We start from the raw sequence: 23,870 nt of genomic DNA on the forward strand, positions 1-23,870 counted from the left end.
CCGCACTTCCCCTAGAATTGATCCCAACACCCGGCACAACCGCCGGGTGGTGACCCGAGGAGCCAACCTTGGCTGCTGAGCTGCACGTCGAGCTGGTCGCTGCCGACCGCCAGGTCTGGTCCGGCGAGGCCACCCTGGTCGTCGCGCGCACCACGTCCGGCGACATCGGCGTCATGCCCGGTCACCAGCCGCTGCTCGGTGTGCTGGAGTCGGGCCCGGTGACCATCCGTACGAGTGATGGTGGAACGGTCGTCGCCGCGGCGCACGGCGGTTTCATCTCGTTCGCGGACAACAAGCTGTCGCTGCTGGCGGAGATCGCCGAGCTGGCGGACGAGATCGACGTCCAGCGCGTGGAGCGGGAGCTCGAGACCGCGAAGGCGGAGGGCGATGCCTCCGCCGAGCGGCGTGCGGACGTCCGACTGCGGGCCGTGGCGGCGCGCTGACCACAGCGCACAGTGTGATGCTTTGCCTCAGCCGCGGCTGGGACCGGTTACTTCCGGTCCTGGCCGCGGCTGAGGCGAATCCGGGTGTTTTTTCTTTTCCGTTACCTAGGAGACGAGGAGGTCGGTGTCGATGATCCTCGCTCTGACTGTGTGCGGCGTGGTCGTGGCGGTCGCGGTGGTCGGCCTGTTCGTCTTCGGCCTGCGCCGCCGGCTCATCCAACGCTCCGGCGGTACGTTCGACTGCAGCCTGCGCTGGGACGTACCGGAGAAACCCGACCCCAGCGGCAAGGGCTGGGGCTACGGTGTCGCCCGCTACAACGGCGACCGCATCGAGTGGTACCGCGTCTTCTCGTACTCTCCCCGTCCGCGCCGCGTCCTGGAACGCTCGGCGATCGAGGTGGCCGGCCGCCGCGCCCCCGACGGCGAGGAGGAGCTGGCCCTGCTCTCGGACGCGGTCGTGCTGGCGTGTCTTCACCGGGGGACGAGACTGGAGCTGGCGATGAGCGACGACGCGCTGACCGGTTTCCTCGCCTGGCTGGAGGCGGCGCCTCCCGGGCAACAGGTGAACGTGGCCTGACCTTCACATAGAGGGCTGCGGGGCGGATCCGTACGATACGGACCCGCCCCGCAGCCTTTTCTGCTCTGCCGTGCCGGTGACTAGGCCAGGCCGCCGCTGATCGCGTTCACCAGCTCCCCGTTGCTCGTGTCGCCGCTGAACTCCCAGAAGAATGCGCCGCCCAGGGACTGGTTCTTGGCCCAGGCCATCTTTCCTGCGATCGTCGCGGGGGTGTCGTACGACCACCAGTTGTTGCCGCAGTACGCGTACGCGGTGCCGGCGATCGTGCCGGTGGCCGGGCAGGACGCTTTGAGGATCTTGTAGTCCTCGATGCCGGCCTCGTACGTGCCCGGTGCCGCGCCGGTCGCCGCGCCGCCGGGGGCGGACTGGGTGACGCCGGTCCAGCCACGCCCGTAGAAGCCGATGCCCAGCAGGAGCTTCGCCGCCGGGACGCCCTTCGCCTTCAGCTTGGCGATGGCGTCGGCGGAGTTGAAGCCGGCGGCCGGGATACCGGCGTACGAGGTGAGCGGCGAGTGCGGGGCGGTCGGGCCGTCCGCGTCGAAGGCGCCGAAGTAGTCGTACGTCATCACGTTGTACCAGTCGGCGTAGGCGGACGCGCCGCCGTAGTCGGCCGCGTCGAGCTTGCCGCCGGAGGAGCCGTCGGCGGTGATGGCCGCGGTGATGAGGTAATGCGCCCCGAACTGCGAACGCAGCGCCGACATCAGGTTCTTGAAGGCCGCCGCACCCGACGCGTCACAGGTCAGACCGCAGGCGTTCGGGTACTCCCAGTCGATGTCGATGCCGTCGAAGACGTCCGCCCAGCGCGGGTCCTCGACGACCGCCTTGCAGGAGGCGGCGAAGGCGGCCGGGTTGGCGGCGGCCTGGGTGAAGCCGCCGGAGTAGGTCCAGCCCCCGAAGGAGTACAGCACCTTGATGTTCGGGTACTTGGCCTTCAGCTGGCGCAGCTGGTTGAAGTTGCCGCGCAGTGGCTGGTCCCAGGTGTCGGCCACGCCCGACACGGACTGGTCGGCGGTGTAGGCCTTGTCGTAGGCGGCGTAGGTGTCGTCGACGACGCACTTGCCGTCCTTGACGTTGCCGAACGCGTAGTTGATGTGCGTGATCTTCGACGCCGTGCCCGAGGTCACCAGGTTCTTGACGTGGTAGTTGCGGCCGTAGACGCCCCACTCGGTGAAGTAGCCGAGCTTGACCTTGTTCCCGGTGGGCGGGTCGGTGGTGCCGCCGGTGGTGCGCACGGCGACCGCGCCGCTCGCCGGTCCGGTCTGGTCGGCGGTGTCGCGGGCCCGGACGGTGTACGAGTAGTCCGTACCGGCGGTCAGACCGGTGTCCGTGTACGAGGTGGCCGTCACCGTCGCGACCTTGGTGCCGTCGCGCAGGACGTCGTAGTTCTTGATGCCCTTGTCGTCGGTGGCCGCGCCCCAACTCAGCTTGACCGAGGTGTTGGTGACACCGGAGGCCGTCGGAGTGCCGGGCGCGGAGGGGGCGTTGTCGCCGGGCACGGTGCCGCCGCTGCAACTGCCGCCGTTAAGCCTGCAGTTGGCGGGGGAGCCGGTACCGGCGCCGTTGAAGCCGAAGGAGACGGTGGCGCCGGGGGCGAGGGTGCCGTTCCAGGACTTGTTCCTGGCGGTCCAGTGGGCGCCGCTGGAGGTGACGTCGGCGTCCCAGGCCGAGGTGACGGACGTACCGGAGGGGAAGTCCCACTCGACCGTCCATGAACCGATCGATGTGGTACCGGTGTTGGTGACCGTCCACTTGCCCTCGAAGCCGGTGCCCCAGTCCTGGGTCTTCGCGTAGGTCGCGGTCGCCGATGACGACGCGGCGGCTCCCTGTGCCGGGCTCGCCAGGCCCACCAGGGCGGCGAGGGGGAGCAGCAGGGCCGTAAAGCCTGCCGTACATCTGTGTCCGAAGCGCATGCGGCGCCTCCTTGGAGGTGTGAGGGGCGCGACTGAGCCTTCGCACCCGCAGTGCCGCGAGAATAGGAAGGTCTGGACCACGGGTCAATAGGTCTGGACCATTCCCGGTGCAGGCTCACTCGATTTCGCTAAACCCCCAACTCCTGTGCCAGTACAGCCGCTTGGACGCGGCTGCGCAGCTCCAACTTGCTCAGCAACCGGCTGACGTGGGTCTTCACCGTTGCTTCGGCCATGTCGAGGCGGGCCGCGATGTCCGCGTTCGACAGTCCCTCGCCGAGACACGACAGCACCTCGCGCTCACGGCGGGTCAGGGCGTCCAGAACGGCGGGATCGGCCCTCGGCTCCCGCGCCGGGCCGGACGCGAACTCGGCGATCAGGCGCCGGGTGACCGCCGGGGCGATCAGGCCCTCGCCGCGCGCCACCGTCCGCACCGCCTCGATCAGGTCCTTGGCCTCCGCGCTCTTCAGGAGGAAACCGGAAGCTCCCGCGCGCAGCGCCCCGAAGACGTACGCGTCGAGGTCGAAGGTGGTCAACACCAAGACGTCTGCGAGCTGTTCGCCACCACCTGCCGGGTCGCCGACACCCCGTCCAGGCGCGGCATCTGAACGTCCATCAGCACCAGGTCCGGCCGCAGTTCACGGGCCAGCGCCACCGCCTGCTCACCGTCCGCCGCCTCCCCGACCACCTCGACGTCCGGCGCGCTGCCCAGGATGAGGACGATCCCGGCCCGCACGGCCGACTGGTCCTCGGCGACGACCACCCGGATCGCGGGGGCGGCCGGCCCTGGTTGCGTCATGCGTCTTCTCCTTGGGACACGTCCCCATCCAACACGGCCCGAACGCCGCCCGCCTGATCCCCGGGAAGGGTCTCCCACTGCATCCTTCGATGTACCGGGACTTCCTCACCGCCGACGACGCATCCGGCCCGCCTGGCCGGGAGCCTGGAAGGAGAACGGATTCCGCTGTGAGGAGCGAGTCGTGATCGTCGCGTTGATCATCGCCTGCGAGGTGGGCTTCTGGGTGCTGCTGGCGCTCGGCCTGGCCGTCCGCTACCTGCTCAAGTGGCGCCGCACGAGCGTGGTGCTGCTGCTGTGCGAACCGCTGCTGGAACTGGTGTTGTTCGTCGCGACGGCGATCGACTTGAAGAACGGTGCCGAACCCGCCTGGCAACACGGCCTGGCCGCGCTCTACATCGGCTTCACGGTGGGATACGGCCACTACACGATCCGCCTGCTCGACGGCCACGCCGCCCACCGCCTGGCCGGGGGCCCGCCCCCGCCGAAACCGCCGCGCTACGGCATGGCCCGCGCCCGCCACGAGGGTGGCCTGTGGCTGCGTACCGTCGTCATGGCGGCGGTCGCGTGCGCGCTGCTCCAGGCGGCGGCCTGGTACGTCGGCGACGGGGACATCTCGTCCCTGCGGTCCGCCCAGTTGACGGCGCTCCGGGTGGCCGGCGTCCACGGCCTGATCGCGCTGACCTACGCGATCTGGCCGAAGAAGGCGCCGGCCGGGTACGCGGAGACGTCAGCGCTCTCCGCCCGGGACCCAGAGCACGTCCCCGACCTCCTTGTTCGCGGTCCGCGCCAGGATGAACAGCAGGTCCGACAGGCGGTTGAGGTAGGTCGCGGTGAGCGGGTTCATGACGTCCCCGTGAACCTCCAGCGCCGCCCACGTGGAGCGCTCGGCCCGGCGTACGACCGTGCACGCCTGGTGCAGGAGGGCCGCGCCGGGGGTGCCGCCGGGCAGGATGAACGAGCGTAGCTTCTCCAGGTCTTCGAGGAACCGGTCGCAGTCCGCCTCCAGCTTGTCGATGTACGACTGCTCGACCCGCAGCGGCGGAAACTCCGGGTTCTCGGCCACCGGAGTCGACAGGTCCGCCCCCACGTCGAACAGGTCGTTCTGCACCCGGGTCAGCACCTTGACGACCGCCACCTCCAGCCCGCCCAGCGCGACGGCGGTCCCGATCACCGCGTTCGCCTCGTTGGCGTCGGCGTACGCCGAGATCCGCAGATCGGTCTTGGCGACCCTGCTCATGTCGCCGAGGGCGGTGGTGCCCTGGTCGCCGGTCCTGGTGTAGATGCGCGTCAGATTGACCATGGCGCCAGCGTAGTGAGGACCTCCGACAGCCGCTCAACCAATGCGTGCGAGGGGCCGAATGAGCCACGTCGGTGTGATGTCCGCCAGATGAGACGTGACGCGCATTACTTACCGGTCACACAGCACCCTCACGACCGCTAGGGTCCGCCGAAGAGGCCCAATACACGAGGCACACGTAAACAGCGCGTCAGGGGAGTCGCACAGTGGCACGGAAGCTTGCCGTCATCGGAGCCGGCCTGATGGGTTCCGGCATCGCCCAGGTGTCCGCACAGGCGGGCTGGGACGTCGTACTGCGCGATGTCACCGACGAAGCACTCACTCGTGGCACCGACGGCATCAAGTCCTCGTACGACAAGTTCGTCGGCAAGGGCAAACTCGCCGCGGCCGACGCCGAGGCCGCCCTCGGACGCATCACCGCGACGACCGACCTCGACGCGGTCGCCGACGCGGACATCGTCGTCGAGGCCGTCTTCGAGAAGCTCGAGATCAAGCACGAGATCTTCCGCGCGCTCGACAAGATCACGCGCCCCGACGCCGTGCTCGCCTCCAACACCTCCGCCATCCCGATCACCAAGATCGCCGCCGTCACCGACCACCCCGAGCGGGTCGTCGGCGCGCACTTCTTCTCGCCGGTGCCGATGATGCAGCTCTGCGAGCTGGTCCGCGGCTACAAGACGAGCGACGAAACCCTCGCCACCGCACGGGAGTTCGCCGAGTCCGTCGGCAAGACCTGCATCGTCGTCAACCGGGATGTCGCCGGCTTCGTGACGACCCGGCTGATCTCGGCGCTCGTCGTCGAGGCGGCCAAGCTGTACGAGTCCGGTGTCGCCACCGCCGAGGACATCGACCTCGCCTGCAAGCTCGGCTTCGGGCACACGATGGGCCCGCTGGCCACCGCCGACCTCACCGGGGTCGACATCCTGCTGCACGCCGCCGACAACATCTACACCGAGTCCCAGGACGAGAAGTTCGCTCCTCCGGAGCTGATGCGCCGGATGGTTGACGCCGGTGACATCGGCCGTAAGAGCGGGCAGGGCTTCTACAAGTACTGAGCAGTGCCGCACGGAGTCAACAGGTACGGAAACCGCACGAACCCCTGGGGTGTCACCCCGTGGGGTGAATTGGGTATCGGTTCGCTCACAGACGGCAACCTGACAGCCCCTCAGGCAGTCAGAGGTTGCATCACCTACCGACGCGGAGCACGACACGCACTCACGGGAGCGCATATGTACATCAGGGGCGACCACGCCGAGCTGGTCGTCGGGGGCCGCCTCGACGTACGCAGCGCGGCGGACGCCCGTACGGTCCTGCACACGGCCGTCGACACAGGCGTCGGCGACCTCGTGCTGGACCTGTCCGAGCTGGAGTCCTGGGACGCCACCGGGCTCGGGGTGATCATGGGAGCCCACCGGCGGTGCGGGCGGTGCGGCAGACGGCTCGTGCTGCGCGACGTACCACCGCAGATGCAGCGCCTGCTGGTGGCCACCCGGCTGCACCGGATCCTCGCGATCGAGGGTGGTATCGGGGTGGAGTCACTGCCCAGGGTGTGAAACCGCACTTCCCGCACAATCCTCACGAGACTGTGACGTCTCGGACGGCGCGGTACCCCGGCCTGTCGTAGATACTGTGCGAAGGTTTAGGGTTCGGTCGCCCGCTGCCAGATATCCCACGAGCGGGCCCGGACCAGAAGCGACAGCTCAGTGTGCAGCAAGGCCGGGAGGGGCCAGGGTCCCGTCGACCCGCACATGACGCTTTTGGGGGCTTGAACCTTATGGACCCGAACAACCAGGGCTCCGAGGAGTACGGCCATGACGCCGACGGCAGTACGCCGCGTCAGCGCCCGCCTCGCGACGCCCTCACATCCGACTTCGGACAGCACACGCCCGCGCTCGCCCGCACGGTGCAGCTCGTCTCGGGCGACTACCTGCTCACCGTCAACCCGGTCGACGGCAGCGAGATAGAGGTCTGTCCACCCGGCGAACGGCCCGGCCGGCCCGTGAAGCTCACGGCGGCCGAGCGCGCCGAGATCACCCGCGCCGCAAAGCCGCACGTACCGCCCGGGCCCGCACGGCCCGAACTGCCGCTCCTGGAGCGTGACGGCGAGCGCGAACGGCTGGTCCGGCTGCTGGCCCGCGGCCGTTCCGTACGCCTCATCGGCCCGGCCGGCTCCGGCCGCACCACACTCCTCGACGCCGTCGCCGCGGACTGCGCGGACCTCGCGCCCGACGGCGTGGTCCGCCTCACCGGCTTCCACCGCACCCAGACCGACCTCCTCTACGACCTCTTCTACGCCGTCTACAGCGCACCTCTGTACCGGCCGGAACCGGACGAACTGCGCGCCCTCGTCCGCGAGGCCGGCGCGGTCGTCGTCCTCGACGACGTGGAGTTCGGCGGCGCCGCGCTCGACGAACTCCTCGACGCGACCCCCGAGTGCGCCTTCCTGATCAGCGCCACCCCCGACGTACCCGCCCCGTCCGCCGACTCGATGATCGAGGAACTGTTCCTCGACGGCCTCGACCGGGCCGGCGGCCTGGAACTCCTCGAGCGCTCCGTCGGCCGCGTCCTCACCGAGGAGGAGGCCAACTGGGCAGGCGACCTCTGGTTCGAGTCCGAGGGCCTGCCCCTGCGGTTCGTCCAGGCCGGCGCCCTGCTCAGGCAGCGCGACGGACTGCGCGCCCGCACTGACGCCGTCGACGCGTTCGGCGTCTTCGGGGACATTCCGGCCGACGCGCAGCCTTCCGACACCGACACCGGCGCCGAGGACGACGTCGTACCGCTGCCCTCGCTCGCCGAGGGTGCCGCGCCCGCGCCGCTGCTCGCGTCCCGGCTCAGCGCGTCCGCCCGGGACACCCTGCGCTTCGCCGTCGCGCTCGGCGGTGAGGTGCCTCACCAGGCCCATCTGCCCGCGCTGGTCGGCGACACCCACGCGGACGCCGCCCTCGGTGAGCTGCTCGGCTGTGCGCTGGTCTCCCCGGTCGGCTCCCACTACCGGCTCGCGGCCGGGGTACGGACCCAGCTGGAGGCCGCCGGATACGGCGAAGACGCCCAGGACCGGGCGCTCACCGCCGCCCAGCACTACGCCTGGTGGGCCGGACACCCGTCCGTGACCCCCGAGCGGGTCTGCGCCGAGTCCGACGCCCTGCTCGCCGCCCTCGCCGTCCTGGTCCCCGAGAACACACCGCCGGCCGACGACGAGGAGACCACGGCCGTACGGCTGGCCCGCACCGCGGCGCCCGCCTTCGCGGCCGGCCTGTACTGGAGCGCCTGGGAACGCGTCCTGCTCGCCGGCGCCGAGGCCGCCCGGCTCTCCGGGGAGGTCTCGGAACAGGCCTATTTCCAGCACGAGTTGGGCATCCTCGCCCTCTGCGGCGACGAGCTCGACCTGGCCCGTACCGAGCTGGAGGCCGCCATCGGCCTGCGCGGTGCCCTCGCCGACAAGCGCGGCATGGTCGCGGGCCGCCGCGCCCTCACCCTGGTCGCCGACCGCGCCGGCGACACCCCCGGCCTCGGCTCCGGCCCGGTCAGCGCGGCGGGCGAGGAGGTGCCGGACGCACGGTACGAGGAGTCGGCGTCGCCGCCCGGCGGTGTCCCGGCGGTCTTCGGTGCCGCCGGCCATACGCCGCCGCAGCCGTCGCCCGCCGGTTCCGCTTCGGCTTCCGGTTACGGGGCCGGTGAGTTCCCGGCGACCCTGATCTCGTCCCGGTCCGGGGGCGGCGCACACAAGGTCTCGGGCATCCAGCGTCTCGTGGGCGGCGCGCGGCGCAACATTGTGGCGGTCGGCGCGGGCGCCCTGCTCGCGGCCGTGCTCGGCACGGTGGTGACGCTGGGCGCGACCTCGAACCCGGGCGACGCGCCGTCCGACCGGGTCGGCGTCAACCCGTCGGCCAGTGCGGGCGGCGACGACGACAGTCTGGGCGCCGACAAGGCCGACGACGGCAGCGCCGGCAACGACAGCAACGGCGACACCGGTACGGCCACCAGCCGCCCGACCGACCCGGGTCCCGACGGGACGATGGGCACCTCGGACGACCCGACGCCGCCTCCGACGGGCGGCGACGAGCCGTCGGACGAGCCTACGGGGACGAAGACGCCGGGTGGCGGGGGGAGCACCGGGGGAGACGGTGGCGGCGGTACGGAGAGCCCGCGTCCGTCGGGCCATCCGACGCCGACCGGTCCCACCGACGACCCGACGACGCCTGACCCGACGCCCCCGACGCCGTCGTCCGATCCGACCACCTCGGCCCCGGCCAGCCCGGAGCCGACGCCCGATCCGACGACGCCGGCGCCTTCGACCCCGGCGACCACGACCACGGCCAGCGGACCGGCCTCCAGCCCGGTCCAGACCGCGAGTGAGCCGGCGAGCGCCCCCGTCGACACCGACACTCCGACGCCGGTGATCTGACGGCACGACGACACGAGGAAGGGGGCGGGCCCGTGACAACGGACCCGCCCCCTTCCCCGTACAGCCGACCCGCAAGTCGCCTACAAGCCGTGAACCGGCCTCAGAACAGCCGGAGTTTGTCGTCCTCGATGCCGCGCATCGCGTTGTAGTCCAGTACCGCGCAGCCGATGCCCCGGTCCGTGGCGAGGACGCGGGCCTGGGGCTTGATCTCCTGCGCGGCGAAGATGCCGCGCACCGGAGCGAGGTGCGGGTCGCGGTTCAACAGTTCCAGATAGCGTGTGAGTTGCTCCACGCCGTCGATCTCGCCCCGCCGCTTGATCTCCACCGCGACCGTCGCGCCGTCGGCGTCCCGGCACAGGATGTCGACCGGGCCGATGGCCGTCATGTACTCGCGGCGGATGAGGGTGTAGCCGTCGCCGAGGGTCTCGATGCGGTCGGCGAGGAGTTCCTGGAGGTGCGCTTCCACGCCGTCCTTGATCAGGCCGGGATCCACGCCCAGTTCGTGCGAGGAGTCGTGGAGAATCTCCTCCATCGTGATGATGAGTTTCTCGCCCGCCTTGTTGATGACGGTCCAGATCCCCTCGTCGTCTCCGGACCCCTCCTTCAACGTGCAGGGCGGAGACATCCAGTTGAGAGGCTTGTAGGCGCGGTCGTCCGCGTGGATCGAGACGCTGCCGTCAGCCTTGACCAGGATGAGGCGGGGGGCCGACGGGAGATGAGCGGTGAGCCGGCCCGCGTAGTCCACGGAACAGCGCGCAATGACGAGACGCATGGTCGGCAACGCTACTCGACGCGCGGTGGTCCACGCGATTCGCCCACCTCACAGTGGTGAAGTGGACTCTGGTGGGCCGACGGAACATGCCAGTGGCAACTGTTCGTTGTTGGCTGATTGTGTGCCTATGAGGATGGTTCTGACCGGCCTTGTATTCGCGTTTTCCTGGTGCGGTCACGGTCCGTTGCTTACGGTGGTAAACGGGAGGTCGCGACGCGTGTACGGAGCGTGCTCGGGTCGCGGGCTCCCTTTCCCCGTCCGGCAACCCCCGTGATCCGGGGGTGCGAGAGGAGAACTCATGTCGCTCGACGTCTCACCGGCCCTACTCGAACAGGCCGAGCGAGGCGAGGTCGACGAAGCGGAATTCGTCGACTGCGTCCGGACCTCCCTGCCCTATGCATGGGAGATGATCAGCTCCCTGGTGGCACAGCTGAAGGTGGACGGCGGAGACTTCGCCGACAACCAGACGCCCCCGCCGGACGAGCAGGCACGTGGCCAGCTGCTGCGTGCGCTGGCGAGTGACGCGATACGCGGCGCGCTGCAGCGGCACTTCGGTGTGCGGCTGGCCTTCCAGAACTGTCACCGGGTGGCGGTTTTCCCGCTGGACTCCTCGGTGGACGTCAAGCTGGCCCGCTTCACCTCGGCACGCAGTCAGTTGCTGAACCAGTCTCCGGAATTCCGGGACTGCTGACGCGGCTTGGGGCATCGCTTGCCGCTCCGTACGCGGGAGGTGTTTCTGTACGGGGCGGCAAGCTCCCTGGGCCGGCCGGGTGTTCAGCGAAGCTGCGTGAGCACCTCGGTGCCCAGTCGCCGTACGTTGTCCTCGGTGGCCGCCAGGTCGCCGGAGCCTTCGACGAGCAGGGCGAAGCGCGAGATGCCCGTGCGTTCCGAGGTCGCCGCGAGGCGGTCCGCGCACAGTCGGGGGGTGCCCACCGGGTGCAGTCCGCAGAGGAGTTCGGTGTAGGCCACCGGGTCCCGCATCGAACGCTGCCGGCCGTCCACCGTGACATGCGCTTCCAGTCCCTGTCGCAGCCAGCCCGGCATCGCCTTCGTCAGCGTCTCGACCGCGTCCGTGCGCCGGTCCGCGATCTGGCAGACGCCGGCCGACACATGGGCGGCTCCCCGGATCTCGTCCCCGGAACGGCCCGCCGCGTGCGCGAGCTGCCGCCACAGGGCGACCATCTCGGCCTTCTCCTCGTCCCCGACGTGCATCCCGAGGAGCATCGGCAGCCCGCGCTCGGCGGCCAGCCGTACGCTCGACGGCGAGGTGCACGCGACGACGACCTCTGGTCCCGGGGTGTCCGTGAGCGCCTCCGACGGGCTGGGTACGACGGGCACCTCACGAAACCTGAACCGGTCGCCGTCGGCCGACACCGACGGTTCGCGCAGCCAGCGGACCAGCAGATCGAGTGATTCCGGGAACGCCTTCTCGTACGCTTCGAGGCCCGTCCCGAACACCTCCAGGTCGACCCACGGCCCGCCGCGCCCCACGCCCAGCGTGAACCGCCCGCCGGACGTCAGGTGCAGCAGCGCGGCCTGTTCGCCGAGCGCCACGGGGTGGGTGGTGGGCAGTACGCTCACCGCCGTGCCGACCCGGATGCGCCGGGTGCGGCCCAGCAGCAGCGCGGCCAGGGTCGTCGCGGACGGGCAGGCGCCGTACGGGACGAAGTGGTGCTCCGCCAGCCAGACCGTGTCGAGTCCCGCCTCGTCGGCGACCTCGGCGGACCGGACCGCTCGGTGCAGTGCCTCCCCCTGGCCCTGGCCCGGGAACTGGGCCGCCAGCACAAAACTTCCTACGCGCATCGCTCTTTCCTGCTTCCTAGGCCCCGACACGGAGCTCCCCCGCACGGCATAACCGCACGACACGTGCCGAAGTCACGGCTTGGCGGAGAGATTGGCGGATTGTCTGCAGAATCGGGCAGCCGGGCGGAGAGCTTCCTGGGGCCTGCCTGAGAGCGGCCCGGGAGCCGACGGGAAGAGAGGAGGGGATTCGAGAAGGAGTTCGAGAGAATTCGAGAGATGTAGTGCGGAGGTGGTGATTTACCTCTACCCCGGATGGCGCCGCGTAGGCTGGTCGGGCCCCCTGCCCCCTGAACCGCTCCGTGAGGTGTCCTGTGTCCCCGCGTCGCAACCGCCCCCAAGGCCCCGGCGGCTCGTCCGGCCGGAGCGCCGACGGGGACGACTCCGGCCGTTACGGCGGCTTCCAGTCCTCGGAGAGCTGGCAGGGCGAGAACTGGAACGTCCGGCACGTGGCGGGGGCCAGCGCCCAGGGCAAGACGTACCGCTGCCCCGGCTGCGACCAGCTGATCCCCTCCGGCGTCCCGCACGTCGTCGCGTGGGCCGAGCACGCGGGCGTGGACGACCGCCGGCACTGGCACAAGGCCTGCTGGAACGCGAAGGACCGCCGCACCACGCGGGTGCAGCGGTCCCGTAACGCGCCGAGGTTCTGACCAGGTTCGCGAACGTGCCCCTGGTCAGGGGAGTTCACGCATCCGGGTGATTCACACGTCCCGGCGGTCGAGCAGCACGAAGGCGCCGGCGATCGCCGCGGCGGTCACCCCGGCGAGCAGACCGAGCTGGGCGCCGCCGCCGATGTTGTTCCCGTCGCCCAGCCCGAAGATCCTGGCGAGGGAATTGGGGGCGTTGTACTCCAGCATCTTCTGGCCGATCCACTGCATGCTCTCGGACAGCAGCAGGAACGCGGGCAGGATCGCCGGTACCAGGACGAGCCCCAGCATCGCGGTGATCGCACCCGCCGAGTGACGCAGCATCGAGCCGACCGCGAGGGCGAGCACCCCGAGCAGCGACACGTACAGCGCGCCCTTGACGACCGTGCCGCCCCACGCCTTGCCCTCACCGGCGTTGTGCATCGACTCGGTCACCAGTCCGACGAAACCGATCGCGAACGCGGACACGACGAACGCGACCGCGAAGAAGATGATCAGCTTGGCGGCGAGCACCCGGTGGCGCTGCGGCGAGGCGGTGAACGTCGTACGGATCATGCCCGTGCCGTACTCCGACGAGATGACCAGCACGCCCAGCGTGATCAGGCAGATCTGCCCGAGGACCAGCCCGAAGAACGCGGGGATGGTGTACGGCACGTTCCCGAAGTTCTCGTCGGTCGTCTGCCCGGCGACCAGCAGGCCGATGCCGATGACGAGGACCAGGAAGACCCCGAGCGTCCACAGCGTCGAGCGCACCGACTTGATCTTCGTCCACTCGGAGGCGAGGGCATGCCCGAGGTGCGTGCGCGTGACCGGGATCGGCGAGGTGTAAGGGGCGAACGAAGTGCCGGGCGCCGCCTGCCAGTCGGGCGCGACCGGCGGCTGCAGCGCTTGCGTCGGGGGCTGCTGGGGCGTGCTCATCGGGCGTCCTCGGGCTTGGTCAGGGCGGGGGCGGCGGCAGGCGCCTGCTGAGGGGCGGCGGGCTGCGCGTACGGGTTCGGGTGGCCGTCGGCGGAGGCGCCGGGACCGCCGGGCGCGCCGTACGGGCCGGCCGGCTGTCCGGGCTGTCCGGGCGCCGCGAACGGCGGCTGACCGCCCGGCTGGGGCGGCGGCGGGGCGTACCAGCCCGGCTGGCCCAGTCCCGGCACCGGCATCTGCACCGGCGGCTGCGTGCCCGGCGGCAGCGGCTGCTGGAGTCCGGCCTTCTGGTCGACGGTCGAGCGGTAGTCGACGGCGCCCTGCGTCATCCGCATGTACGCCTCCTCCAGGGACGCCTGGTGCGGCGACAGCTCCCACAGGCGTACGTCGGCGGTGTGCGCGAGCTCGCTGATCCGGGGCAGCGGCAGGCCCATGACGCGCAGCGCGCCGTCCTGCTCGGGCAGCACCTGGCCGCCCGCCTCGGTCAGCGCGGCCGTCAGCTTCTCGCGCTGCTGGGGCTCGGTCTCCGGGGTGCGTACGCGCGCGAAGTCGGCCGAGTTGGTGGAGATGAAGTCCTTGACGCTCATGTCGGACAGCAGCTGTCCGCGCCCGATCACGATCAGGTGGTCGGCGGTCAGCGCCATCTCGCTCATCAGGTGGGAGGAGACGAACACGGTCCGCCCCTCCGCCGCGAGCGCCTTCATCAGGTTGCGCACCCAGAGGATGCCCTCGGGGTCGAGGCCGTTGACCGGCTCGTCGAAGAGCAGCACCTGGGGGTCGCCGAGCAGTGCGGCGGCGATGCCGAGCCGCTGGCCCATACCGAGCGAGAACCCCTTGGAGCGCTTTCGAGCCACGTCCTGGAGCCCGACGACGCCCAGCACCTCGTCCACGCGCCGCGCCGGGATGCCCGACAACTGCGCCAGGCACAGCAGGTGACTCCGGGCGGACCGGCCGCCGTGCACGGCCTTTGCGTCGAGCAGCGCGCCCACCTGGCGGGGAGCGTTGGGCAGCTTGCGGTAGGGGAAGCCACCGATCGTCACCTGGCCCGATGTCGGCTGGTCCAGGCCGAGGATCATCCTCATCGTCGTCGACTTGCCCGACCCGTTGGGGCCCAGGAAGCCGGTGACGGCTCCCGGCCGCACCTGGAAGGAAAGGTTGTACACGGCCGTCTTGTCGCCGTAGCGCTTCGTCAGGCCGACTGCCTCGATCATTGCTCCGCACCCACCGAAAAATTCAGGTCAGCAGGGCACACGCCCCCGTAAGGGTTAGGAGCTTATCCGGATGCTGACGGTTCCCTTCAAAAAGCAGCAAAAAAGGTCTGGACCGTGACCGCACGAGGGGGATGCGCGAGATCGGGGCTCAGGCATCCCGCGTCCTGAGCAGCAGATACCCGCCGAGCAGGGCCGCGGCGACCCACGTCACCATGATCGCGAGGCCGCCCCAGCCTCCCCGAACCTCCGCGTCGGCCCATGACACGACATGCATCCCGAAAAAAGCCGACGCCCGTGCCCCCTGTCCAAGGGGGTACGGGCCTCGGGAGCCGTTAGGCGACCGTTACTTGATCAGCGGGACTGCTGGGCCGGGACGCCGCGGGTGATCGGCTCGTCGTCCGTGACCGGAGCGCCGGCGGCGGCGACCGCGGCTCCCGTCAGGGTGGCGAGCATCTCGCGGACGTTCGTCAGCTGGGCGTTGATCGAGTCGCGGCGGTTGGTGAGAGCCGCCAGCTCGCGCTCCGATTCCGAACGGATCCGGTCGGCCTTGGCGTTCGCGTCGGCCACGATGTCCTCGGCCTGGCGCTGCGCCGTCTCGACGGTCTGGCGGGCGCGGCGCTCGGCGTCCGTGCGCAGCTTCTCGGCCTCCAGGCGGAGCTGCTCCGCGCGGTGCTCGATCTCCGCGAGGCGCTTCTCGGCCTTGGCCTGACGGGACGCGAGGTCGCGCTCCGACTGCTCACGGCGCTTGGCGAGGTTCGTCTCGAAGTCCGCGGCGGCCTGGGCGGCCTTGGCGCGGGTCTCCTCGAAGAGGGCGTCCGCCTCCTCACGCTTGGACTGCGCGTCCTTCTGCGCCTCCTGGCGCAGCTGGGAGGCGTCGCTCTTGGCCTTCTCGACGATCCGGACGCCCTCGTCCTCCGCCTTGGACTTACGGTCCGCAGCGAACGATTCTGCGTCGTTGCGCACCTGCTGGGCCGCCGACTCGGCGAGCTCACGGTGCTGCTCGGCCGCGCGACGGGCCTCCTCGCGCAGGTCCTTCGCCTCCTCCTCGGCAAGACGGAGGATCTTCTCGACGCGCGCGCCGAGACCGGCGTACGACGGTTCTGCGTCGCTGACCTGGGCCTGGGCGTTCTGCGTCTCGAGGTGGAGCTCCTCGATGCGCTTTTCCAGAGCAGTGATTCGGGCCAGAGCGCTGTCACGGTCGGAGACGAGCTTCGAGATGCGTTCGTCCACCTGAGCGCGGTCGTACCCACGCCGCACAAGCTCGAAGCCGTAGGGGGAAGTGTCGCTCATGGGGTTCCTGTCGAATGAGACCGGTGAGGTGATAGGGGAATCCTAGGGGGCCAAGCGGCGTGTCATCGTGCAGTCACCCGATTGATATGGAGAATGAGACCCCTTTTGAGTGGCTAACCGGCGGACTGCTTGCCCAAAAGTTGGTCAAAGAGCCCCGAAAGCCGCACAGGATGCACGCAACGTGCCCTCCCGGCTAGCCCTCTGACGACTTGCCACCCGAACGAGTCACGCCTGCCGCAGCGCCCGCCTTGACCCCGCCGTCCTTGCTCGCCGTCGGGGCCTCAAAAGACTCCAACGCTTCCAGCACGTCCTGGACACGGGAAATCTCGGCCTGAATGTCCTCCCGGCGCCGCACGAGGATCTCGAGCTCCCGCTTGCCCTCCTCGACGGTGGCCTTCGCCTCGCGGATCGCCTCGGCCCGAAGCTCCTCGGCCTCCCTGATCAGCGAGGACTTCTTCTGCTCGGCCTCCTTCAGGAGCCCCTCGGCCTTCTTGACGGCGGCGATCCGGACCTTGCCCGCCTCGGAGTTGGCCTCCGAGACCAGGTCCTTGGCCTTCGCCTCCGCCTTGGCGAGCTGCTCCTCGGCGGCCGTGATCAGCGCGTCACAGCGGTCGCCGGTCGTCCTCATCGTCTCGGCGGCCTCCCGGCGGGCCCGCTCGTGCAGGCTCTCGATCTCGGCCGTGATGCGGTCCCGCAGCTCCTCCGCGCGCTCCCTTATGGCGGTCGCGTCCCGGCGCGCGCCGACCAGCAGCCCGTCCGCGTCCGCGCGGGCCTTCTCCACCGCCGCGTTGCCCTGCGCCGTCGCCTGTTCCACCAGCCGGTCCGCCTCGGTGCGGGCCGCGCCCACCATCGAGTCGGCCTGCGCCTCCGCCTCCGCGGTCGTCTTCTGCGCGGCCTGCTGCGACTCCGTCAGGAGCTTGTCGACCTCGGCGGCCGTCTCCGTGATGAGCGTGTCGACCTGCTCGGCCGCCTCGGAGCGCCGCTTGTTGGCCTCCTTGCGGGCCTCGTCCAGCGTGGTGTCGGCCTCGTCGCGCGCCGTCGACATGAGCCGGTCGGCCTCCGCCGCCGCCTCCGCCTTGAACCGCTCCGCCTCGGCCCGGACCCGCTCCGCGTGCTGCTGCGCCGAACCGACCGTCTCCGCGGCCTCGGCCCGCAGCCGCTCCGCCTCCCCGCTCGCCTCCGCGATCAGCTGGTCGGCCTTGGCCGTGGACTCGGCCCGGACCCGCTCCGCCTCGGCGTTGGTCTCCTCGGTGAGCCGCTCGGCCTCCGCCGTCACCTCGGTGATCAGCGTGTCGGCCTGCGTCGCCGCGTCCGAACGGATCCGGTTCGCGTCCTCACGGGCCTCCGCACGGCTGCGCGCCGCGTCCTGCTCGGCGCCCGCGATGGTGTCCGACGCCTCGGTACGCACCCGCTGGGCGTGCGCGGAGGCGTCCTGACGCATCCGTTCCGCGTCGGCGATCGCGTCGCCCACCGTGCGCTCGGCGAGCGCCTTGGCGTGCTCCGACGCCTCCGCGGCCTCCCGCCGCACCCGGCTCGCGTCCTCCGAGGCCCGCTCCCGCTCCGCGTAGGCGTCCGCGCGAACCCGGTCCGACTCCTCCTGGGCCTCGCGCCGCATCCGGTCGGCGACATGCTCGGCGGCGGAGCGCAGCCCCTGGATCTCCTCCTGGGCCTGCTCGTGCAGCCCGGACACCGACTCCCGCACCTGCTGGGCGTGGAGCTCGGCCGCCGACACCATCTCGCTCGCCCGCCGGTCCGCCTCCGCGACCAGCCGTACGGCCTCGGCCTGGGCGTCCTCCACGCGCCTGCGCGCCGACGCCAGCAGCTCCTCGCTCTGCTCGCGGGCCCGCTCACGCTCCTGGTCGGCCTCCTGGCGGGCGGAACCGAGGGTCTCCTCGGCCTCGCGCCGACGCCGGGCGGCCTCCTCCTGAGCGGCGGCCAGCGTCTCCGACGCCTCCGCGGCCAGTCGCTCGGCAGCGGCCTGTGCCTCCGCCCGTACCCGGTCGGCGGTGTCCTGGGCCTCCGTCTTCAGCCGCTCGGCCTCGGCCGCGGCCTCGGACCGCAGGCGTACGGCGATGGCCTCGCCCTCCGCCCGGGACGCGGACGCGTCCGCCGCCGCCTCGTCGCGCAGCCGCTGGATCTCCGCGTCCGCCTGCGCCTGCAGGCTCCGGACGCGCTCGGCGGCCTCGGAACGCAGCCGCTCCGACTCCTCGGAACCCTCGCGGCGGATCCGCTCGGCCTCCGCGCGGGCGTCGGTGAGCGCCTGCTCGGCGGCGGTGAGCCGGCCCTCGGCCTCGGACTGCAGCCGGGCCAGTTCGGCGCCGGCCTCGTCACGGCGTGCCTCTATGGCCCGCTCGGTTTCCTCGCGCAGCTCACGCGCGCCCCGCTCGGCGTCCGCCGTGATGCCCTCGGCCTGCTCGACGGCCTCCGCGCGGTGCCGCTCGGCCTCCTTGCGGGTGCGCTCCAGGGTTTCCTCGGCCTGCCGGCGCAGCGCCGTCGCGCGCTCGATGGCCTCCGTACGGACCTTCTCGCTGTCCGTCTGGGCGGTCTGGCGCAGCTCGTCCGCGTCCGCCTTCGCCTTGCCGAGGAGCTCCTCGGCGGTCCTGGCCGCCTCCTCGATCTGCTGGACGGCCTCACGGCGGGCCTCCGCGCGGATGCGCTCGCCCTCGGCGACCGCGTCGGCGCGCAGCTGCTCGGCTTCGCCGCGCAGCCGCCGGGCCTCCTCCTGGAGCTCGACCGTCTTGGCGCGGTACTCCTTGGTGTCGTCCTTCGCCGTGCCCTTGAGCTGCTCGGCGATGTCGTGTGCCTCGGCGCGCAGCCGGTCCGCCTCCGCCTCGGCCTCCGCGCGGATGCGCTCGGCCTCCTCGGTGGCCGCCCTGGTGGTCGACTTCGCCTCCTCGGACGCCTTGTTCAGGACGTCCTCGGCGGTACGGGCAGCTTTCGCGAGCTGGGAGGCGGTCTCCTCGGCGGTGAGACTGCGGGCGGTCTCCTCGGCCTCCGTGACGATCTTCTCGGCCTTGGCCTTGGCGTCGGCGACGATCTCCTCGGCGGTCGCCTTGGTGGCCTCGGCCTCCTGGTTGGCCTCGGTGACCAGCCGGGCGACCTGCTCCTTCGCCGTACGGGTGCGCTGCTCGTTGGCCGACTCGGCGCTGGAGGTCGTCTTGGCGGCGGCCTCCTTCGCCTCGGCGACGACCTTCTCCGCCTCGGCGCGTGCCTCCCGCAGGGCGGCCTCGGCCTCCTGCATCCGCTGCTCGGCGGCGCGGCTCAGCTCGGTGGCCTGACGGCGGGCGCTGTCCGACTCGGTCGCCGTGGAGCTGCGCAGCTGCTCGGCGTGGTCGGCGGCCTCGCGGGCCTCGGAGGTCGCGCTGTTCAGGAGGCGCTCGGCCTCGGCGCGGGCCCTGCGCAGCAGCTGGTCGGCCTCCGCGCGGGCGGACTCGCCCTCGCTCTGCAGGCGCTGCCTGGCCTCGTTCGCGACGCGCTCGGCCTCGGCGCGCGCGGCGGCCAGCGCCTTCTCGGCCTCGGCGCGCGACTCGTCGACCAGCCGACGGGCCTGGGACTCGCTGCGGGCCCGCAGCTGCTCGGCCCACGCCACGTTCTCGTTGACGTGCGACTCGACGGTCTGGCGTCGCTCGGCCAGCTCCTGATCGAGCTGCTGGCGACGGGTCACCGCCTCCTGGTGCAGCTCGGCCTGCAACCGGGCCGCCTGCTCGGCGTGCTCCTGAAGGATGCGCTGCGTCTGGGCGCGCGCCTGGGACATCTCCCGCTCGGCGTCCTGGCGGAGCTGGTCCGCCTGGATCTGCGCGTTGCGCAGCAACTGCTCGGCCTGATAGCCGAGGTCACCGCCGTCATAGGCGGGCCGGGACATGAGAGTGCGGCGCGCCTCGTGAAGCTTGGCGCGCAGCACCTCGACCTGGTAGCCGAGGTCCTCGGCGTGCTGAATCGCCTTTTCCCGCTCGGTCTTCAGCCGCTCCATCTCGGCCTCGAACCGAGAGAGGTGGTCGACGTCAGCCGCCGGCTCTCGCTCCTGGCGTTCGTAGCCCCGCACTGCGCGGTCCCATCCGTCCCTGGTCGCAACCTTCTCCGAACGAGCCACGTCCGTCCACCGAACGGGGCCCCCGGGGAATGGTGTCAGATCAACGGCGGAGCACGGTCTCCCGCCCTCGCCCTCAGCCCCCGAAACCCGTCCCCGGCCCTCGAATCCCGCACCTCAACGCACTGGGACCCGGGCCGCTCCCCGACAACACGGCAGCGGCCGTCCCCAACCCTACCGGCCCATATGTACGAGGGTCAGTGCTCAGGTGACTCAACAGCGGCCGAAGTGACCAGTTCTGTCAGTACTCCGTGGCAATCCTTGGGGTGCAGGAAGGTGATCCGCGACCCCATGGAGCCGATCCGTGGCTCCTCGTACAGAACGCGTACGCCCTTCTCGCGGATGTCCGCGGCGTCCGTATCCACATCCGCCGTACCGAAAGCGATGTGGTGCACGCCCTCCCCGTTCTTGGCGAGCCACTTGCCCACGGCGGAGTCCTCGCGGGTCGGCTCCAGGAGCTGGAGGTAGGAGGCGCCGCCGTCGTCCGTGTTGTTGATCTTCAGCATGGCCTCGCGCACGCCCTGCTCCTCGTTGACCTCGGAGTGGAACACCTCGAAGCCGTACGTGGCCCGATAGAACTCGACAGTCGTGTCGAGGTCGAAACAGGCGATCCCGATGTGGTCGATTCGCGTCAGCATGGTGTCAGTGCACCGCTTGGGAGGTGGTTACGCAACGTGCGCGCGATCACACTGACAGCCGGATGACGGCGGGACTACCGCTCAGTACATTCAAGTAAACCCTCGTTCACACTCCTCAGCTCCCCAGCTGAAAGGGGATCGCACCTCATGTCAGGAACGAACAGCACCACCTCGGTGATCGTCGCGGGCGCGCGTACGCCCATGGGACGGTTGCTGGGCTCGCTGAAGACCTTCTCCGGAGCCGACCTCGGCGGCTTCGCGATCAAGGCCGCCCTCGACCGTGCGGGTATCGGGGGCGACCAGGTGCAGTACGTGATCATGGGCCAGGTCCTCCAGGCCGGCGCGGGCCAGATCCCGGCCCGTCAGGCCGCGGTCAAGGCCGGCATCCCGATGAGCGTCCCGGCGCTGACCATCAACAAGGTGTGTCTGTCGGGCCTGGACGCGATCGCGCTGGCGGACCAGCTGATCCGCGCCGGCGAGTTCGACGTGATCGTGGCCGGTGGCCAGGAATCGATGACGAACGCCCCCCACCTGCTCCCCAAGTCCCGCGAGGGCTACAAGTACGGCGCGATCGAGATGCTCGACGCGATGGCGTACGACGGTCTGACCGACGCCTTCGAGAACATCGCCATGGGCGAGTCGACGGAGAAGCACAACACGCGCCTGGGCATCCTGCGCCCCGAGCAGGACGAGATCGCCGCCGCCTCCCATCAGCGCGCGGCGGCGGCCCAGAAGAACGGTGTCTTCGAAGCGGAGATCACTCCGGTCGAGATCCCGCAGCGCAAGGGCGAACCGGTCGTTTTCAGCCAGGACGAGGGCATCCGGGCGGAGACGACGGCGGAGTCCCTGGGCAGGCTGCGCCCGGCGTTCACGAAGGACGGCACGATCACGGCGGGCACGTCGTCACAGATCTCGGACGGTGCGGCGGCCGTGGTCGTGATGAGCAGGGCGAAGGCCGAGGAACTCGGTCTGGAGTGGATCGCGGAGATCGGCGCCCACGGCAATGTGGCGGGTCCGGACAACTCCCTCCAGTCCCAGCCGTCCAACGCCATCCTGCACGCCCTCGCGAAGGAGGGCCTGGCCATCGAGGATCTTGATCTGATCGAGATCAACGAGGCCTTCGCGGCGGTCGCGGTCCAGTCAATGAAGGACCTCGGCGTGTCGACCGAACGGGTGAACGTCAATGGCGGCGCGATCGCCCTGGGCCATCCGATCGGTATGTCCGGCGCACGGCTCGTCCTGCACCTGGCCCTGGAACTGAAGCGGCGCGGCGGCGGCGTCGGCGCGGCGGCCCTGTGCGGGGGCGGCGGCCAGGGTGACGCGCTGATCGTGCGGGTACCCAAGGCGTAAGCGGTCGCGAGCGGGCCGGCCGTACGGCTGTGATCGGAACGGAGTCGTGATGCAGGACGTCCCCACACTGGTGGCCCAGGCCAGGGAGGGCCGGCCGCGGGCCGTGGCCCGGCTGATCTCCCTGGTGGAGGGGGCGTCCGAACAACTCCGCGAGGTCATGGCCGCGCTGGCCCCGCTGGCGGGCAACGCGTACGTGGTCGGCCTGACGGGATCGCCGGGGGTGGGCAAGTCGACGTCGACCTCGGCGCTGGTGACGGCGTACCGGCAGCAGGGCAGGCGAGTGGGCGTACTCGCGGTCGACCCGTCGTCGCCGTTCTCCGGTGGCGCGCTGCTCGGCGACCGGGTGCGGATGTCGGACCACGCGTCGGACCCCGGCGTCTTCATCCGCTCCATGGCGACCCGCGGCCACCTCGGCGGCCTGGCCTGGGCGGCCCCGCAGGCGATCCGTGTCCTGGACGCGGCGGGCTGCGACGTGATCCTCGTCGAGACGGTCGGTGTGGGCCAGTCGGAGGTGGAGATCGCCGCGCAGGCCGACACCAGCGTGGTGCTCCTCGCGCCCGGGATGGGCGACGGCATCCAGGCGGCCAAGGCGGGCATCCTGGAGATCGGTGACGTGTACGTCGTCAACAAGGCGGACCGGGACGGCGCGGACTCCACGGCCCGCGAACTGAACCACATGCTGGGTCTGGGCCAGTCCCGATCCGCCGGCGACTGGCGCCCCCCGATCGTCAAGACGGTCGCGTCGCGGGGGGAGGGCGTCGACGAGCTGGTGGAAGCCCTGGAGAAGCACCGCGCGTGGATGGAGGAGCGCGGGGTGCTCGCGGAACGCCGCAGGGCCCGCGCGTCCCACGAGGTCGAGACGATCGCCGTCACGGCCCTGCGCGAACGCATCGGCGACCTGCACGGCGACCGGCGCCTGGACGCCCTCGCGGAGCGCATCGTGGCGGGTGAACTGGACCCCTATGGGGCGGCGGACGAACTGGTGGCGGGCCTGACGGAGCGGTGAGGGGCCGTCCCTCCCAGCGAGGGCCTACCTTCTTTCCCACCCACCCGCACCCGCCCGCACCGCTTCTGCAGCCCAGGCCCAGGCATCTCAGCCCGTCCACCGGATACTCGTAACTGGCGGTTCTGCGAAAGAGCCGAAGGTGCCCCGGCTGGAGCTACGCGTCCCGCTGTCGGCCGCGACCCGGGCCGGGCTCGATCTCAGACATGTCAAGTCCCTTGAGCTGACGCCCCGTTCGCAGTCCGGGCGGCCCTGGCTGATGGACGCCTGGGGCTGGGGGCCCGGCACTTCGGCGGTGGAGGCGGCCGCACTGCCGCGTGTCGACGTGGGCCGCACGATCGTCAAGGAGGGCGACTCGGGCACCCGTACCTACCGGATCCCGGTCGAGGTCTCCGGCTACGGCAGCGGGCAGGTCCGCGTGTACGTCATCGCCCCGGACAGCGGCCGGGCACCGAGACCGGTCCGGTCCTTGACATCAACGGTGATGCGGGAGCCGATCGTGCCGTTGGCACAGAGCAGGAGGAACGTCACGTAGGTGCCCCCTTCGTTCCGGCGGCTTCTCGGCGAAGGGCCGGTCACGGCCGGGCAGGAGTGGCGACCGTACCGCGCGTCGAGTGGGCGAGCAGCTTCGTCACCAGCTCGCGCAGGATCAGCCGCTCGATGACGGTGAGCGGTTCCATCAGGTCAGCGGTCATCTGCGGGACGTGCGCGGCGAGGGCACGCTCCAGC

Annotated in this window: 18 protein-coding genes and 3 pseudogenes; 11 read left to right on the forward strand and 10 right to left on the reverse strand. The window is 70.9% G+C overall.

The window, feature by feature from the left end; all coding sequences use genetic code 11:
* Window positions 1-68 precede the first annotated feature (68 nt).
* Both ADL01_RS30250 and ADL01_RS30255 read left to right on the forward strand, forming a co-directional pair.
* Window positions 69-443 (forward strand): F0F1 ATP synthase subunit epsilon, encoded by a 375-nt coding sequence (locus ADL01_RS30250; protein WP_053745188.1) that lies wholly within the window; start codon window positions 69-71, stop codon window positions 441-443.
* A gap of 130 nt (window positions 444-573) precedes the next feature.
* The gene (locus ADL01_RS30255; protein ID WP_053745189.1) at window positions 574-1,020 is read left to right on the forward strand and encodes a DUF2550 domain-containing protein; all 447 of its coding nucleotides are present in this window, start codon (window positions 574-576) and stop codon (window positions 1,018-1,020) included.
* A gap of 80 nt (window positions 1,021-1,100) precedes the next feature.
* Here ADL01_RS30255 and ADL01_RS30260 read toward each other — a convergent pair whose 3' ends face one another.
* The gene (locus ADL01_RS30260; protein ID WP_053745190.1) at window positions 1,101-2,930 is read right to left on the reverse strand and encodes a glycoside hydrolase family 18 chitinase; all 1,830 of its coding nucleotides are present in this window, start codon (window positions 2,928-2,930) and stop codon (window positions 1,101-1,103) included.
* 128 nt (window positions 2,931-3,058) lie between these two features.
* A pseudogene (locus ADL01_RS30265) lies at window positions 3,059-3,726 on the reverse strand (response regulator).
* A gap of 181 nt (window positions 3,727-3,907) precedes the next feature.
* Between ADL01_RS30265 and ADL01_RS30270 the strand changes: the two are divergent.
* Window positions 3,908-4,459 (forward strand): annotated as a pseudogene (locus tag ADL01_RS30270) (hypothetical protein); the annotation flags it as partial.
* Here the strand turns inward: ADL01_RS30270 and ADL01_RS42800 are convergent.
* Complete coding sequence (locus ADL01_RS42800) at window positions 4,454-5,026, reverse strand: cob(I)yrinic acid a,c-diamide adenosyltransferase (RefSeq protein ID WP_078960832.1); 573 nt, start codon at window positions 5,024-5,026, stop codon at window positions 4,454-4,456. The pseudogene ADL01_RS30270 and the gene ADL01_RS42800 overlap by 6 nt on opposite strands.
* 203 nt (window positions 5,027-5,229) lie before the next feature.
* Here ADL01_RS42800 and ADL01_RS30280 point away from each other — a divergent pair, with 203 nt between their 5' ends.
* The 3 genes from ADL01_RS30280 (at window position 5,230) to ADL01_RS30290 (ending at window position 9,428) form a co-directional block, all read left to right on the forward strand.
* Window positions 5,230-6,078 carry a 3-hydroxyacyl-CoA dehydrogenase family protein gene (locus ADL01_RS30280; RefSeq protein ID WP_053745192.1) on the forward strand — a complete coding sequence of 283 codons (849 nt, stop codon included), beginning with the start codon at window positions 5,230-5,232 and terminating at the stop codon, window positions 6,076-6,078.
* Between the two features lie 174 nt (window positions 6,079-6,252).
* On the forward strand, window positions 6,253-6,576 hold the full coding sequence (locus ADL01_RS30285) for an STAS domain-containing protein (RefSeq protein WP_053745193.1): 324 nt from the start codon (window positions 6,253-6,255) through the stop codon (window positions 6,574-6,576).
* Between the two features lie 221 nt (window positions 6,577-6,797).
* Window positions 6,798-9,428 (forward strand): ATP-binding protein, encoded by a 2,631-nt coding sequence (locus tag ADL01_RS30290; protein WP_053745194.1) that lies wholly within the window; start codon window positions 6,798-6,800, stop codon window positions 9,426-9,428.
* Window positions 9,429-9,528: 100 nt separating this feature from the next.
* On the opposite strand, the gene nucS is transcribed toward ADL01_RS30290, so the two are convergent.
* Window positions 9,529-10,200, reverse strand: coding sequence for an endonuclease NucS (gene nucS, locus ADL01_RS30295; protein WP_053745195.1), 672 nt, complete (start codon window positions 10,198-10,200; stop codon window positions 9,529-9,531).
* Window positions 10,201-10,498: 298 nt separating this feature from the next.
* On the opposite strand from nucS, the gene ADL01_RS30300 reads away from it, so the two are divergent.
* Window positions 10,499-10,891: an SCO5389 family protein gene (locus tag ADL01_RS30300; protein WP_053745196.1), complete on the forward strand. Its 393-nt coding sequence runs from the start codon at window positions 10,499-10,501 to the stop codon at window positions 10,889-10,891.
* An 83-nt stretch (window positions 10,892-10,974) separates the two neighbouring features.
* Here the strand turns inward: ADL01_RS30300 and ADL01_RS30305 are convergent, their stop codons facing one another.
* Window positions 10,975-12,003 carry an LLM class flavin-dependent oxidoreductase gene (locus ADL01_RS30305; RefSeq protein ID WP_053745197.1) on the reverse strand — a complete coding sequence of 343 codons (1,029 nt, stop codon included), beginning with the start codon at window positions 12,001-12,003 and terminating at the stop codon, window positions 10,975-10,977.
* A gap of 311 nt (window positions 12,004-12,314) precedes the next feature.
* Here ADL01_RS30305 and ADL01_RS30310 point away from each other — a divergent pair, with 311 nt between their 5' ends.
* A complete protein-coding gene (locus ADL01_RS30310; RefSeq protein ID WP_053745198.1) occupies window positions 12,315-12,650 on the forward strand; it encodes a hypothetical protein in 336 nt (111 codons plus the stop codon).
* A 51-nt stretch (window positions 12,651-12,701) separates the two neighbouring features.
* Here ADL01_RS30310 and ADL01_RS30315 read toward each other — a convergent pair whose 3' ends face one another.
* The 5 genes from ADL01_RS30315 to mce form a co-directional block, all read right to left on the reverse strand.
* Window positions 12,702-13,565, reverse strand: a complete 864-nt coding sequence (locus tag ADL01_RS30315; protein WP_053745199.1) for an ABC transporter permease — start codon at window positions 13,563-13,565, stop codon at window positions 12,702-12,704.
* A complete protein-coding gene (locus ADL01_RS30320) occupies window positions 13,562-14,773 on the reverse strand; it encodes an ABC transporter ATP-binding protein (protein ID WP_053745200.1) in 1,212 nt (403 codons plus the stop codon). The genes ADL01_RS30315 and ADL01_RS30320 overlap by 4 nt, the downstream gene beginning before the upstream one ends.
* A 351-nt stretch (window positions 14,774-15,124) precedes the next feature.
* Window positions 15,125-16,063: a cellulose-binding protein gene (locus ADL01_RS30325; protein ID WP_053745201.1), complete on the reverse strand. Its 939-nt coding sequence runs from the start codon at window positions 16,061-16,063 to the stop codon at window positions 15,125-15,127.
* Window positions 16,064-16,256: 193 nt separating this feature from the next.
* Entirely contained in the window at window positions 16,257-20,105 is a 3,849-nt protein-coding gene (scy, locus tag ADL01_RS30330) for a polarized growth protein Scy (RefSeq protein WP_053745202.1), read from the reverse strand.
* Window positions 20,106-20,347: 242 nt separating this feature from the next.
* Window positions 20,348-20,788, reverse strand: coding sequence for a methylmalonyl-CoA epimerase (mce, locus tag ADL01_RS30335; protein ID WP_053745203.1), 441 nt, complete (start codon window positions 20,786-20,788; stop codon window positions 20,348-20,350).
* 147 nt (window positions 20,789-20,935) lie between these two features.
* Here mce and ADL01_RS30340 point away from each other — a divergent pair, with 147 nt between their 5' ends.
* From ADL01_RS30340 to ADL01_RS30350, 3 genes and pseudogenes are all read left to right on the forward strand, one after another.
* Entirely contained in the window at window positions 20,936-22,138 is a 1,203-nt protein-coding gene (locus ADL01_RS30340) for an acetyl-CoA C-acetyltransferase (RefSeq protein ID WP_053745204.1), read from the forward strand.
* 49 nt (window positions 22,139-22,187) lie between these two features.
* Complete coding sequence (gene meaB, locus ADL01_RS30345) at window positions 22,188-23,144, forward strand: methylmalonyl Co-A mutase-associated GTPase MeaB (RefSeq protein ID WP_053745205.1); 957 nt, start codon at window positions 22,188-22,190, stop codon at window positions 23,142-23,144.
* 148 nt (window positions 23,145-23,292) lie between these two features.
* A pseudogene (locus tag ADL01_RS30350) lies at window positions 23,293-23,592 on the forward strand (hypothetical protein); the annotation flags it as partial.
* Window positions 23,593-23,870 lie beyond the last annotated feature (278 nt).

This window comes from Streptomyces sp. NRRL WC-3618, from assembly GCF_001280005.1.
Taxonomy (GTDB): domain Bacteria; phylum Actinomycetota; class Actinomycetes; order Streptomycetales; family Streptomycetaceae; genus Streptomyces.

What these genes read in the sequence shown, in the direction of transcription:
- ADL01_RS30255 (WP_053745189.1), top strand. Translation starts at nt 574, where the DNA reads ATGATCCTCGCTCTGACTGTGTGCGGCGTGGTCGTGGCGGTCGCGGTG.
- ADL01_RS30260 (WP_053745190.1), bottom strand. Translation starts at nt 2,930, where the DNA reads ATGCGCTTCGGACACAGATGTACGGCAGGCTTTACGGCCCTGCTGCTC.
- ADL01_RS42800 (WP_078960832.1), bottom strand. Translation starts at nt 5,026, where the DNA reads ATGGTCAATCTGACGCGCATCTACACCAGGACCGGCGACCAGGGCACC.
- ADL01_RS30285 (WP_053745193.1), top strand. Translation starts at nt 6,253, where the DNA reads ATGTACATCAGGGGCGACCACGCCGAGCTGGTCGTCGGGGGCCGCCTC.
- ADL01_RS30290 (WP_053745194.1), top strand. Translation starts at nt 6,798, where the DNA reads ATGGACCCGAACAACCAGGGCTCCGAGGAGTACGGCCATGACGCCGAC.
- nucS (WP_053745195.1), bottom strand. Translation starts at nt 10,200, where the DNA reads ATGCGTCTCGTCATTGCGCGCTGTTCCGTGGACTACGCGGGCCGGCTC.
- ADL01_RS30300 (WP_053745196.1), top strand. Translation starts at nt 10,499, where the DNA reads ATGTCGCTCGACGTCTCACCGGCCCTACTCGAACAGGCCGAGCGAGGC.
- ADL01_RS30305 (WP_053745197.1), bottom strand. Translation starts at nt 12,003, where the DNA reads ATGCGCGTAGGAAGTTTTGTGCTGGCGGCCCAGTTCCCGGGCCAGGGC.
- ADL01_RS30315 (WP_053745199.1), bottom strand. Translation starts at nt 13,565, where the DNA reads ATGAGCACGCCCCAGCAGCCCCCGACGCAAGCGCTGCAGCCGCCGGTC.
- ADL01_RS30320 (WP_053745200.1), bottom strand. Translation starts at nt 14,773, where the DNA reads ATGATCGAGGCAGTCGGCCTGACGAAGCGCTACGGCGACAAGACGGCC.
- ADL01_RS30325 (WP_053745201.1), bottom strand. Translation starts at nt 16,063, where the DNA reads ATGAGCGACACTTCCCCCTACGGCTTCGAGCTTGTGCGGCGTGGGTAC.
- mce (WP_053745203.1), bottom strand. Translation starts at nt 20,788, where the DNA reads ATGCTGACGCGAATCGACCACATCGGGATCGCCTGTTTCGACCTCGAC.
- ADL01_RS30340 (WP_053745204.1), top strand. Translation starts at nt 20,936, where the DNA reads ATGTCAGGAACGAACAGCACCACCTCGGTGATCGTCGCGGGCGCGCGT.
- meaB (WP_053745205.1), top strand. Translation starts at nt 22,188, where the DNA reads ATGCAGGACGTCCCCACACTGGTGGCCCAGGCCAGGGAGGGCCGGCCG.